The organism is Aureimonas jatrophae (genome assembly GCF_900104035.1).
Classification (GTDB): domain Bacteria; phylum Pseudomonadota; class Alphaproteobacteria; order Rhizobiales; family Rhizobiaceae; genus Aureimonas; species Aureimonas jatrophae.
Window position 1 is genome coordinate 1 of record NZ_FNIT01000006.1, and the last position, 12,620, is coordinate 12,620.

Here is a 12,620-nt window from a genome sequence, read left to right on the forward strand (position 1 = left end):
AGGTTCGCCCATCGCATCCTCTCTCACCTCATCACCAAAGCGCCCGCCCGGGGAAACTCGGGCGGGCGCTTTGCTGTGCGCCGGCAACCGATCGGCGCGCAACACAGCGCGCAATACCCCCTATCGTCGCCCCGCGCCCACCCATCTCCCTACTCCCTCCATCGCACCCGATACCACCAGCGCCAAAAGCCCGATCAACACCGCACCCTCCAACACAAACGCCGCATTGCCCGATAGCAAACCCGCCACAATCACCTCCCCCAGCGTCCGCGAACCCACCGTCGAACCAATCGCTCCCAGTCCCAAACCCGTCACCAGCGACAAACGTAAACCCGTCACTAAACCCGGAAGCGACAAAGCCAGCTCAACCCGCACAAGACGCTGAAACCCCGTCAGACCGCAGCCCCGCGCCGCCTCCAAAACCGAAGGTGACACGCGCGTCAGCTCCGCCAACGCCGTCTCAAAAACCGGAAGAAGGCCGTAGAGGAAAAGCGCAACCACGACAGCGCCGTCCCCAAAACCGATCACCGGAACGAGAAGCGCCAGAACCGCAACCGGAGGAAAGGTCTGCGCCGCGGACACGACCGATCGTGCCAACGCGAGACCCTGCGCATGGCCAGGGCGCGTCACCCAGATCGCCAAGAGAAGGGCGGTCACGGATGCGGCGCCGATCGATACGAGCACGAGTCGCAGGTGGAGCAACGTAAGCCACCACAGGGGCGACACGTCATAGAGAGCGGGCTTTCCTGCGCCCGCGACTGCCTGAAAGAAGGGGGCGGCGACCTGTGGGAAGGAGAGGAAGCCGACCAGCAGGGCGAAGGGGAGGAATCGCAGAAGGCTTCGCCAGATCATCGGCCTTGCCGCGCATGGGAGATCGTCAAGCGTTCGGGTTCCGCGCCAAGGCTGCCAAGCGTTCGCTTCGCACGATGCCGACGGTCCGCCCTTCGACCGTGACCGGCGCGACCGGCCGACCCGACCACAGGAGCGCTCCGAGCGCGGCTCGCGCGTCCATGTTGGCGTCCAACGGCTCGCCCTGCGCCGTACCCGGTTCAAGCGCGTCGCCGACCCGCCGAAGAGAAAGAAGGCGGAAGGAACGCTCGTCGGCGCCCACCATCGCCGCCACGAAGGCGCTGCCCGGATCGGACAGGATGTCCGCCGGGCTTCCCGCCCGCAGGATGCGTCCTTCACCCATGACGACGAGACGATCGGCCAGCCGCAGCGCTTCGCTCATGTCGTGGGTCACCATCACGACGGTCGTGCCGAGACGCGCGCGCACGGCCATCAGGTCGTCCTGCGCCTTGGCACGGATGATCGGATCCAACGCGCCGAAGGGTTCGTCCATCAGAAGGAGTTTGGGCTCGGCGGCCAGCGCCCGCGCGACGCCGACTCGTTGCTGCTCGCCCCCTGAGAGCTCGGACGGATAGCGCGGCCGATAGCGCGCAGGCGCGAGCGAAAACAGATCGAGCAGTTCGTCGACGCGCTCGCTGATACGTTGGCGCGCCCAGCCGAGCAGACCCGGAACCGTCGCGATGTTCTGAAACACCGTTCGATGCGGGAACAGTCCGTGGTTCTGGATGACGTAGCCGATACGCCGCCGCAACTCGTGGCCGACCAGCGTCCGGTTGTCGACGCCGTCGATCCGGATCGTTCCCTCGGTCGCGTCGATCATTCTGTTGATCGTGCGCAGAAGGGTGGTCTTGCCCGAGCCGGACGTTCCGACGATCGCCGTCAGGCTGCCGGTGGGTATTTCGAGATTGATGCCCTGAAGAACGGGCACGCCGTTGAATGATTTGCCGACGTTGCGGATCTCGATCATGCAGCCAAACTCCGCTCGCGGCGCGACAGGTCTATAAGGGCGTCGAGAAGCACCGCGCAGCCAAACGCAAGCGCGACTGTCGGGATCGCCCCGAGAAGCACGAGGTCCGCGGCTGTCTGCCCGATACCCTGGAACACGAAGACGCCGAGACCGCCGCCGCCGATCAATGCTGCAACCGTCGCAAGTCCGACGTTCTGGACGAGCACGATGCGCACGCCCGCCAGAATCACCGGGAAGGCCAGCGGCAGCCCGACGTGAAAGAGGCGCTGGCGCGCCGTCATCCCGGCGCCGCGCGCGGCGTCCTCGGCCTCTGCCGGGACGCCCGCGAGACCGGCCACCGTGTTCGCGGTCATCGGCAGCAGAGAGTAGAGGAAGAGCGCGACGAAGGCGGGCGCGGTCCCGATGCCGCCAAAGCCTAGTGCCGCCGCGCCGGGCATGTGTGCTGCGACGTAGGCCAGAGGCGCGATCAAAAGGCCGAACAATGCGATGGCCGGAATGGTCTGGACGACGTCGAGAACGCCGAGGATCGGTCTGCGCAGGGCGGCGACGCGATGGCAAAGAATGCCGAGTGGGATACCTGCAACGCAGGCTGCCGCCAGCGAGCCGAGCACGAGCGTGAGATGATGCCGCGCCTCACGCCAGAAGCTGTCGGCCCGCGTGTCGTATTCCCGAAAGACGGACAGCCCGTCGAGCCAGCCAGAGAGAAGAAGAAGAGCTACCAGGAGGCAAGCGCTCGCAAGCGCCGCAAGGCGCAGGGCCGGAGAGGGGCGAAGGCGTGTCAGGGCATCGGTCAGAAGAAGGGACAGGGTGCAAAAGGCGACCCAGAAGCCCGAACCCGGCGCCACGCGCGCATAACGGTTCGGGGACGTCGGGTCCAAGAGGTGACCCGGCGCCGCGCCCAGCGCGATCACCAACGCCGCAAGGCTTCCGGCCGCTGCCGCCAGTCGCAGCCAACGGTTTTGCGAGAGCGCACTGATCCCAACGCAGGCTGCAACGACAACCGCGAGCGTTCCGGCAAACCCCGGTGACAGCGCTTCGAGCATGGGTTTGCCGACGCCCGGCACGATGCGATTGGCGCGCAGAATCGCGAAGGGCAAGGCAAGGAGCGCGACCGCCGACGAGGCCGACAGCACGAGTCCCAAGAGGTCGATCCGACGCGACACCAAACTCCGACCGCAAGGCCGTCCCGCACCCTGGTGGGCGGGGATCCCATCATCCGACCGTACGCAACGCTTCGGAGCGCTGCCCGGTCGCGCCGATCGTTAAGGACCGCCGCGCAACAAATTATAGGGGCGTGAGGCCCGATGGTGAGTCCGCAAGCTTCATCGTTTCGCCTTGCACGGCTGCGAAAGCCGGAAGGCGGCCGCGACATATTCGGCCCAGCGGCACCGGTCTGGGCGTATCGGCCTTGATGCAGGCTGCAACCGCAACGATTGCGCAGAACAGCGCGGCGAACAAGAAGGATGGTAATGGCAGGCCGGATAGCCAAGGTAGGCGGCGTCGTAGCCGTGGCGGTACTGCTTGCCGCAGGCGCGCGCGTCTACAGCCAGGGCACCAAGGCATCGGACGTTGCCGCTCCGCTTGCCGCGTCCGCGCCGGCCCAACCGGTCGAGCTTGCGGCACCCGAAGTAACGAACCTGCAGCCGCAGGATCTCAGCCGCATCGTGCGCATTTCCGGGTCGACGGCGCCCGCGCGCCGGGCGGTTCTGACGGCACGCGTGTCCGGCCAGATCGCGGCTCTCCCGGCCGATGTCGGCGATGCGGTCGAGGCCGGCGCCGTGCTTGCGCGGTTCGACGAGGAGCCGCTTCGCTCCGCGCTCGATGCCAAGACGGCGACGCTCGATGCGCGTGCGGCTCAGTTACGCCTTGCCCGCTCAGTGCTGGAGCGCAACGAGCGCCTCGGCACCGCCGGCATCGCGTCCGAGGCGACCCGCCTTTCCGCCGAGGCCGATGTTCTAAACCTCGAAGCCCAGATGCGCGCACTGGAAGCCGAGGTGGCGGACGCGCGGCGCAACCTCGCCGATGCGACCCTTGCCGCGCCCTTTGCGGGAACCGTGTCGGAGCGCATGGTCGAGGTCGGTCAAAGTGTTCCGTCCAACGCCGATCTCCTGACCGTCGTCGATCTCGGTCGAATGGAGGTCGAGGCCCTCGTGCCGACCAGCCGCATCGCGGAAATCCGCTCCGGCCAGACGGCGCGCATCCGCGTCGAGGGCTACGGCGACCGGTCGTTCGAGGCGCGTGTGGATCGCGTCGCCCCGGTCGCGATCGCCGGCTCGCGCGCCGTGCGCGTGTTTCTCAGCGTCGACAATGGCGACGGCGCGCTGCGTGGCGGCATGTTCGCGATCGGCGAGATCGAGGTCGAGCGGCTGGAGGCGCGGATCGCGCTGCCGCCCGATGCGGTGCGCCACGACGAGCGGGGCACGTTCGTCCTCAAGGCGGAAGGAAACCGTCTGTCGCGCCAGGCGGTCGAGCTCGGCGAACGCTTCGAGGAGGCCGATGTCGTCGTCGTGCGCAGCGGTCTGCGCGCCGGCGACACGGTGGTCACGGCACCGCTGCCGGACCTGAAGCCCGACACCGACATCACCATTGCGGATGCGAGCTGAGCCGCTTTGTTTCTGACCCGGATCAGTGTCGCCCACCCGGTCTTCGCCACCATGATGATGGCGGCGATCCTGGTGATCGGCCTCTTCAGCTACTCGCGCCTCGGCGTCGACCAGTTTCCCGACATCGACCTGCCGGTCGTCGTCGTGGCGACGACCTACGAGGGCGCCTCGCCCGAGACCGTGGAGAGCGAGATCACGCGCCGCGTCGAGGAGGCCGTCAACACGATCGGCGGCATCGACGAGATCTCGTCGCAGAGCTTCGAGGGCAGATCGCTCGTCATCATCCAGTTCACGCTGGAAACGGACTCGCGCGTCGCCGCACAGGAGGTTCGCGACCGCGTCTCGCGTCTGGAGGCCGGTTTTGCGGACGGCGTCGACACGCCCCAGGTCACGCGCTTCAACCCGGACGATGCGCCGATCCTGTCGGTGGCCGTGTCGTCGCAGACGCGCACCTTGCCCGAGATCACGACGATCGCGGACCAGGTCATCACCAAGCGGCTGAACGTCGTCGACGGTGTCGGCCAGACCTCGATCGTCGGCGGCTCGAAGCGCCAGGTCCAGGCCCAGCTGGACCCCGACCGGCTGGAGGGTTTCGGGATCGGCGTCGGCGACGTCATCGCCGCCATCCGCCGCGAGAACCAGGATGTCGCGGCCGGATCGCTCACCAGCGGCAACGGGCAACGCAACGTCACCGTCGAGGGCCGCGTGAGCGACATCGCGGGTTTCGAGCGCATCATTGTCTCGAACGCGGGCGGCGCCCCGGTCTATCTGTCGGATGTCGCGAGCGTGCGCGAGGAGGGCGCGGAGCTGACGAGCCGCGCGCAGTTCAACGGCGTCACCGCGCTCGGCATCGACGTCGTCAAGGTGCAAGGGGCGAACACGGTCGCGGTCGCCGACGCGCTTCGGGCGGAGATCGGGCGCTTGCGCGGCGAGCTGGCCCCGCTCGGGCTCGACCTCGAAATCTCGCGCGACAATTCGAGGGCGATCACGCTGCAGGTGCGGGAGGTGCAGCGCACGCTGATCGAGGGCGCTGCGCTGACGATCGCGATCGTCTTCCTGTTCCTGAACTCCTGGCGCTCGACCGTGATCACGGGCCTGACACTGCCGATCTCGGTGATCGGCACCTTCGCGGTGATCCACTTCCTCGGCTTCACGCTCAACACGATGACGCTCCTGGCGCTGTCGCTGGCGATCGGTATCTTGATCGACGACGCGATCGTGGTGCGCGAGAACATCACGCGCCACCTCGCCATGGGGAAGGGGCACGTGCGCGCCGCACTCGACGGCACGAACGAGATCGGCCTCGCCGTCTTGGCCACCACGCTGTCGATCGTCGCGGTCTTCCTGCCGGTCGCCTTCATGGGCGGCATCATCGGCCGCTTCTTCCTTCAGTTCGGCGTCACCGTATCGGTCGCCGTCCTGATCTCGCTTTTCGTTTCCTTCACGCTCGACCCCATGCTGTCTTCGGTCTGGTACGATCCCCATTCGGAGCGGGACGCGCGCCGCGGACCCCTCGGGCGGCTCGTCGCGCGCTTCGATCGGGGCTTCGAGCGGGCGGCGGCCGGCTACGGACGCCTGATACGCTGGAGCTTCGGCCACCGCATCTGGATCCTGCTGGGGGCGGTCGCGCTCTTCGTGGGAAGCCTGATGCTGGTGCCGCGCGTCGGCGCCGAGTTCGTGCCGTCCGGCGACCAGGGCGAGTTCACGGTTTCTCTAGAGGCCCCGCAGGGCTCCTCGCTGGACTACACCGCGATGAAGGTCGGCCAAGTCGAGCGCATCCTGCGTGCCTATCCCGAGGTCGCGTCCACCTATTCGACCATCAATACGGCCGGCGCGCGCGGCTTCGAGGAGGCCAACGTCGCCGTCACGCTGGCACCGCGCGCCGAACGCACTCGATCCCTGGACGAGGTGACAACCGTTCTGCGGCCCGAGCTTGCGCGCATCGCCGGGCTGAAGCTGTCCATCAACCTTCCCTCGCTCGGAGGCGGAGGAGGCGGTGGCGCGGCTGCGAAGCCCCTCCAGCTGTCGATCTTGGGCGAAGGCGAGGGTGAGTTGCGGCGTCTGTCGGACCAGGTGACGGGTGCGCTGCGCGCCATTCCCGGCGCCGTCGAGGTGGAGTCGACGATCGAGGCCGAGACGCCGACCCTTGCCGTGCGCGTTCGCTCGGAGGCGGCGAGCGATCTCGGCATCACCCTGTCGCAGGTCGGCGACACGCTGCGCCCGCTGGTCGCTGGTGATTCGATCTCGGTGTGGAATGCACCCGACGGCCAGACCTACGACGTGACGTTGCGCCTGCCCGCGCAGGGGCGAGAGCGCGCCGAACAGCTGCGCCGCCTGACCATCGCGACCGGGCGCACGGATGCCGACGGACGCCCCGTCACCGTCGCGCTGGATCAGGTGGCGGACGTCGTCGAAAGCGTCGCGCCGGACTCGGTCAACCGCCGCGATCTGCAGCGCGAGGTGCGCATCTCGGCCAACGTCGAGGGACGACCGCTCGGCGAGGTGACGGCCGACCTTCAGCGCGTCACGCAGACCCTGCAACTGCCGCCGGGTTACCGCGTCTCGTTCGGCGGCGACGCGCAGAACATGGCGGAAAGCCTCGGCTACGCCGTGCAGGCGCTGGCTCTGGCGGTGATCTTCATCTACCTCATCCTCGCCTCGCAGTTCGGCTCCTTCCTGCAGCCTGTGGCGATCATGTCGACGCTGCCGCTGTCGCTGATCGGCGTGCTGGTCGGACTTCTCGCGATGGGCTCGACGCTCAACATCTTCTCGGTGATCGGCTTCATCATGCTGATGGGTCTGGTCACCAAGAACGCGATCCTGCTCGTCGACTACTCCAACCAGGCCCGCGCGCGCGGGCTCTCGCTGCGCGACAGCTTGGCCGAAGCCGGAGCCGTGCGCCTCCGACCGATCGTGATGACGACGCTCGCCATGATCTTCGGCATGCTGCCTCTGGCCCTGGGCCTGGGCGAGGGCGGCGAGCAACGCGCACCCATGGCGCATGCCGTCATCGGCGGGTTGATCTCCTCGACCGTGCTGACGCTCGTCTTCGTGCCGGTGGTGTTGACCTATCTCGACGGCTTCGGGCGCCGCATCCGCCCCTACCTGCCGCGCTCGGCGAGCGAGGGCGAGGCGGGCCGTGCGGCAGCCGAATAGAGCCAAGCAACGAATCGGTCGCTGCCGACCCGACCTGCGCAAGAATTTGCCTTGCGCAGAACGCGGGCATCGCATCGGATGGCGGCTGTCGATCCACCGCGCTGGGATGCCGCCATGATCCGCTCCGCCTCCGTCCTCCTCGGGCTTATCGCCAGCCTCTCGCTCGGAGGCGCCGCGCTGGCCGCCGACGCCGCGTCCTGCGCGACCGTGCGCATGTCGGACCCGGGCTGGAGCGACATCACCTCGACCAACGCACTCGCCTCGGTCGTCCTCGACGGGCTTGGCTACAAGGCCGACGTCGAGACCCTGGCCGTGCCGATCGGCTACCAGTCGCTCGCCAACAAGCAGATCGACGTCTTTCTCGGCAACTGGATGCCGGCCCAGGCGAAATTTCGCCAGGAGCTCGACGCCAACAAGTCGGCCGAGGTGCTGACGAAGAACCTGGAAGGCGCGAAGTTCACGCTGGCCGTTCCGAACTACGTGGCCGAGGCCGGCGTCAAGGACGTGAAGGATCTCGCCGCCAACGCCGACAAGTTCAAGAACGAGATCTACGGCATCGAGCCCGGCGCGCCCGCCAACACCAACATCCAGTCGATGATCGATGCCCCGGCCTACAACCTCAAGGGCTGGAAGCTGGTCGACTCGTCCGAGCAGGGCATGCTTAGCCAGGTCAGCCGCGCCGAGCGCTCCAAGGACTGGATCGTGTTTCTCGGCTGGGCGCCGCACCCGATGAACAACATGGGCCTGACCTATCTCTCGGGCGCAGACGAATTCTTCGGCCCGAACTACGGCGGTGCCGAGGTCTTCACGCTGGCACGCGCCGGGTATGCGACCGAGTGCCCGAACGTCGCCAAGCTCTTCTCTCAAGTCACCTTCACGGTCGAGATGGAGAACCAGATGATGGCCAAGCTCGCCGACGGCGAAGACGCCGAGGATGCCGCGAAGGCTTGGCTGAAGGCTAACCCCACCGTCCTCGACACGTGGCTCGCGGGTGTCACGACGCTCGACGGCCAGCCGGGCCTGGACGCGGTGAAGGCCAAGATCGGCGCCTGACCCCAAGCCCTCGAACTCGTGCTATGCCACGCCGCCGCGGTTCCATCCGCGGCGGTTGTGCGTTGGGAAGGCATCGCGATGGGCCCTCGGCCGAACATCCTCGTCATCATGGTGGATCAGCTCAACGGGACGCTGTTCCCTGATGGACCGGCGGGCTTCCTTCATGCGCCGAACCTGAAGGCGCTGGCCGCGCGCTCGGCGCGCTTCGTCAACACCTATACGGCGAGCCCGCTCTGCGCGCCGGCGCGCGCCTCGTTCATGAGCGGACAGCTGCCGTCCCGGACGCGCGTCTACGACAACGCCGCGGAGTTCGGCTCCGACATCCCGACCTTCGCGCACCACCTGCGGCGCGCGGGCTATCGCACCATTCTGTCGGGCAAGATGCACTTCGTCGGGCCCGACCAGTTGCACGGCTTCGAGGAGCGGTTGACGACCGACGTCTATCCCGCCGACTTCGGCTGGACGCCGGACTGGACCAAGCCTGGCGAGCGCATCGACTGGTGGTACCACAATCTCGGCTCGGTCACGGGGGCGGGCGTCGCCGAGATCACCAACCAGCTCGAGTACGATGACGAGGTCGCCTACCACGCGGTCTCGAAGCTCTACGATCTCAGCCGGGGCCACGACGAGCGGCCCTTCTGCCTGACGGTTTCCTTCACCCACCCGCACGACCCCTATGTCGCGCGGCGGCGCTTCTTCGACCTCTACCGCGAGGATTTCGCGGAACTGCATCCCAGCGTGCCGCGCCTGCCCTTCGGCGAACAGGATCCGCATTCGCAGCGCCTGATGATGGCCTGCAACGACCACGAATACGCGATCACCGACGAGATGGTGACCCGCTCGCGCCGCGCCTACTTCGCTAACATCTCCTATATCGACGAGAAGATCGGCGAGATCCTCCATGTCCTCGCGACCACGCGGCAACTCGCCGACACCGCGATCGTGTTCGCCTCGGACCACGGCGACATGCTCGGCGAGCGCGGCCTGTGGTTCAAGATGAACTTCTTCGAGGGCTCGGCGCGCGTGCCGCTCATGGTCTGCGCGCCGGACGTGCGTCCCGGTCCCGTCGAGGCACCGGTGTCGACGCTGGACGTTCTGCCGACGCTTCTCGACATCGCCGGGCTCGACGCTGGCGCAGGCGCACAGTGGCTGGACGGGCGCTCCCTCAAGCCGCTCGCGAACGGGACCGCAGCTCCCGAGCCCGTTCTCATGGAGTACATGGCGGAAGGCTCGGTCGCGCCGATGGTGTCGATCCGCGAGGGGCGATGGAAATTCAACCGCTGCCCGGCCGACCCGGACCAGCTCTTCGATCTCTCGGACGATCCGTCCGAGCTGCGCGACCTCGCCGCCGACCCGGCCCATGCCGGAACGCTCGCCCATTTCGATGCGCTGGCATCCCGGCAATGGGACCTTGCGCGCATCGACGCCGAGGTGCGCCAGAGCCAAGCGCGCCGCCACGTCACCTACGCGGCGCTGCGCAACGGCGCCTACTACCCCTGGGACTACCAGCCGCTGCGCCAGGCCTCGGAGCGCTACATGCGCAACCATATGGACCTCAACGTCCTGGAGGAGGCGCAGCGCTTTCCGCGCGGCGAGTGAGCGCCACCTGAGCAGATGGCGCGAAGATGGGCGGGGATTGCCTAAGCGCTGGCCTTGCCGCCCGACTGGACCGGGCGTAAGTACGAAGGACATCGCCGCTTGCGGGAGAGACCGGCCGAAAGGCCGGCGCCGAAGGAGCAACCGCCCCGGAAACTCTCAGGCAAAAGGACCGCGCGGCGCGATCGAGCATCCGGAGAGTGGCGGCCTCATGCCGCCCGCCGAAGGAGAAAGCGGAAAGGGACCTGACGTCCCCTCCGTGAAACTCTCAGGCCAGTGACGGAGGGGCACGAGCTGAGACCCGACGCGTTCGGGCGAAGGAGCATCGTGACCCAAGTCGCCGTGATCGGCGCCGGCATCACCGGCATCACCACCGCCTACAAGCTTCTGTCGCAGGGCCTGGACGTGACGGTCTTCGACCGCAACGCGTTCTCGGCCATGGAGACCTCGTTCGCGAACGGCGGACAGCTCTCGGCCTCCAATGCCGAGGTCTGGAACAATCCGGCGACCTTCCTCAAGGGCATCAAGTGGATGCTGAAGAAGGACGCGCCGCTCCTCGTGCACCCCACGCCCTCCTGGCACAAGATTTCCTGGATGGCCGAGTTCGTCATGGCCGCGCGCTCCTACGAGGAGAACACGATCGCGACCGTGAAGCTTGCGATCGCCGCGCGCCGTCACCTCATCGAGATGGCCGATGCGGAAGGCATCGACTTCGACCTGGAGAAGCGCGGCATCCTCCACGTCTACGAGACGAAGTCGGAGTTCGACCACGCGCTGCGCGTCAACGAGATGTATCGCAAGGGCGGGCTCGAGCGCCGCGTGCTCGACGACGCCGGCATCCACGAGATCGAGCCGGCGCTGAGCGGCCGCTTTCACGGCGGCTTCTTCACCGAGAGCGACTTCACCGGCGACATCCACAAGTACACGCGTCGCCTGTCGGAGGCGTGCGTGCGTCGCGGCGCGACGATCCTCTACGACCGCGACGTCGACCGGCTGGCGACGCGTGACGAGGGCGGCGTTGCGGTCTTCTCGCGCAAGGTCGGGGCGGCGGGCGAGCCCGAGCGCCAGGACTTCGACGCCGTCGTGGTCTGTGCAGGCGTCGTCTCGCGCAAGCTTGCCGCGCAACTCGGCGACCGCGTCAACGTCTACCCCGTCAAGGGCTACTCGATCACCGTGAACCTCGAGGACGAGGCGAGCCGCCAGGGCGCACCGTACGTCTCGCTACTCGACGACAAGGCCAAGATCGTCACGAGCCGGCTCGGCGAGGGTCGCCTGCGCATTGCCGGCACGGCCGAGTTTGCCGGCGAGAACCGCGACATCCGCATGGCGCGCATCAAGCCGCTGATCGAGTGGTGCCGCTATCGCTTCCCCGGCGTCGGCACCTCGTCGGTCGTGCCCTGGGCGGGCTTGCGCCCCATGATGCCCGACATGATGCCGCGCGTCGGCCGGGGCAAGGCGAAGGGTGTCTACTACAACACGGGTCACGGCCATCTCGGCTGGACGCTGTCGGCCATCACCGCCGACACGATCGCGGCCGAGGTGGCCGGCGATTACGCGGGAACACGCGTTCCCGTTCGCGGCGACCTGAAGCCTGTGGACGAGGTGCGCCACGAGGCCGAGCGCCTGACCGAAGCCGCCTGACGCAGCGCCCCGGACGATCCGTCGTCCGGGAAAATCCCCCGTTCTTTCTGTCCGCTCGCCTGTGCGGCCGCATGATCGCTTCCGGATCGATGACAGGAAGGACGGCGAGATGGGACAGATCACGCAGCGAGTGCTCGATGCGGCGCGCTCGGTCGAGAAAGGCGAGGGCGTCGCAGCCGAGGCGCTGGTCGCCGTCGCGCTGGTTGAGACGGACGGACGGTCGCTGGCGGCGGTCGGAGACCGGTTCGAACCCCTGATCCGCTTCGAGGGACACTACTTCGATCGACTTCTCAGCGGCCGGCCGCGCGAGATCGCGCGACTGGCCGGCCTCGCGCACCCGAAGGCCGGGCGCGTACGCAATCCGGCAGCCCAGGAAGCTCGTTGGCGGCTTCTGGACCGAGCCATCGCCATCCAGCGGGAAGCGGCCTTCGCATCCGTCTCGTGGGGCCTCGGCCAGGTCATGGGAGCGCACTGGCAGGCGCTCGGCTTCGCTTCCGCCGAGGCCATGGCAACGTGTGCCCGCGCTTCGATCGCAGGGCAGTTGCAGCTAGTCGCCCGCTTTCTGAAGTTGGGTCGCCTGGATGCGCTTCTCGCCAGAGGCGACACGACGAGCTTCGCCCGCCGATACAACGGGCCGAACTTTCGCCGGAACCGCTACGACACGAAGATCGCGGCCGCGTGGAGCGAGGCCAAGGCCGCGCTCGCGCATCCGTTTGCGGCTGATGTGAGTCCGAAAGGTGTTCCCTGACCGTCGA

At 67.6% G+C, this 12,620-nt stretch carries 9 protein-coding genes and 2 riboswitches; of the genes, 6 read left to right on the forward strand and 3 right to left on the reverse strand.

Translation table 11 applies throughout. From position 1 onward, the window contains the following. Window positions 1-120 precede the first annotated feature (120 nt). The 3 genes from BLQ76_RS13495 to BLQ76_RS13505 form a co-directional block, all read right to left on the reverse strand. Window positions 121-657 carry an ABC transporter permease gene (locus BLQ76_RS13495; protein ID WP_244519621.1) on the reverse strand — a complete coding sequence of 179 codons (537 nt, stop codon included), beginning with the start codon at window positions 655-657 and terminating at the stop codon, window positions 121-123. Between the two features lie 220 nt (window positions 658-877). After that, complete coding sequence (locus BLQ76_RS13500; RefSeq protein WP_090674160.1) at window positions 878-1,816, reverse strand: ABC transporter ATP-binding protein; 939 nt, start codon at window positions 1,814-1,816, stop codon at window positions 878-880. Further along, a complete protein-coding gene (locus BLQ76_RS13505; RefSeq protein ID WP_090674794.1) occupies window positions 1,813-2,979 on the reverse strand; it encodes an ABC transporter permease in 1,167 nt (388 codons plus the stop codon). Before BLQ76_RS13505 ends, BLQ76_RS13500 begins: the two co-directional genes overlap by 4 nt. A 306-nt stretch (window positions 2,980-3,285) precedes the next feature. On the opposite strand from BLQ76_RS13505, the gene BLQ76_RS13510 reads away from it, so the two are divergent. The 6 genes from BLQ76_RS13510 to BLQ76_RS13535 all read left to right on the forward strand — a co-directional run bounded on the left by BLQ76_RS13510 (window position 3,286) and on the right by BLQ76_RS13535 (window position 12,613). Beyond that, window positions 3,286-4,419, forward strand: coding sequence for an efflux RND transporter periplasmic adaptor subunit (locus BLQ76_RS13510; RefSeq protein WP_170842591.1), 1,134 nt, complete (start codon window positions 3,286-3,288; stop codon window positions 4,417-4,419). A gap of 6 nt (window positions 4,420-4,425) precedes the next feature. Next, on the forward strand, window positions 4,426-7,575 hold the full coding sequence (locus BLQ76_RS13515) for an efflux RND transporter permease subunit (RefSeq protein WP_090674164.1): 3,150 nt from the start codon (window positions 4,426-4,428) through the stop codon (window positions 7,573-7,575). A 114-nt stretch (window positions 7,576-7,689) separates the two neighbouring features. Next, the gene (gene choX, locus BLQ76_RS13520) at window positions 7,690-8,628 is read left to right on the forward strand and encodes a choline ABC transporter substrate-binding protein (RefSeq protein WP_090674166.1); all 939 of its coding nucleotides are present in this window, start codon (window positions 7,690-7,692) and stop codon (window positions 8,626-8,628) included. 78 nt (window positions 8,629-8,706) lie between these two features. Beyond that, window positions 8,707-10,227: a choline-sulfatase gene (betC, locus tag BLQ76_RS13525; RefSeq protein WP_090674169.1), complete on the forward strand. Its 1,521-nt coding sequence runs from the start codon at window positions 8,707-8,709 to the stop codon at window positions 10,225-10,227. Between the two features lie 92 nt (window positions 10,228-10,319). Continuing rightward, window positions 10,320-10,409: riboswitch (glycine riboswitch) on the forward strand. Next, a riboswitch (glycine riboswitch) is annotated at window positions 10,410-10,517 on the forward strand. A 34-nt stretch (window positions 10,518-10,551) separates the two neighbouring features. After that, window positions 10,552-11,865: a D-amino acid dehydrogenase gene (locus tag BLQ76_RS13530; RefSeq protein ID WP_090674796.1), complete on the forward strand. Its 1,314-nt coding sequence runs from the start codon at window positions 10,552-10,554 to the stop codon at window positions 11,863-11,865. Between the two features lie 109 nt (window positions 11,866-11,974). Beyond that, the gene (locus tag BLQ76_RS13535) at window positions 11,975-12,613 is read left to right on the forward strand and encodes an N-acetylmuramidase domain-containing protein (protein WP_090674171.1); all 639 of its coding nucleotides are present in this window, start codon (window positions 11,975-11,977) and stop codon (window positions 12,611-12,613) included. Window positions 12,614-12,620 lie beyond the last annotated feature (7 nt).

What these genes read in the sequence shown, in the direction of transcription:
- choX (WP_090674166.1), top strand. Translation starts at nt 7,690, where the DNA reads ATGATCCGCTCCGCCTCCGTCCTCCTCGGGCTTATCGCCAGCCTCTCG.
- betC (WP_090674169.1), top strand. Translation starts at nt 8,707, where the DNA reads ATGGGCCCTCGGCCGAACATCCTCGTCATCATGGTGGATCAGCTCAAC.
- BLQ76_RS13510 (WP_170842591.1), top strand. Translation starts at nt 3,286, where the DNA reads ATGGCAGGCCGGATAGCCAAGGTAGGCGGCGTCGTAGCCGTGGCGGTA.
- BLQ76_RS13500 (WP_090674160.1), bottom strand. Translation starts at nt 1,816, where the DNA reads ATGATCGAGATCCGCAACGTCGGCAAATCATTCAACGGCGTGCCCGTT.
- BLQ76_RS13535 (WP_090674171.1), top strand. Translation starts at nt 11,975, where the DNA reads ATGGGACAGATCACGCAGCGAGTGCTCGATGCGGCGCGCTCGGTCGAG.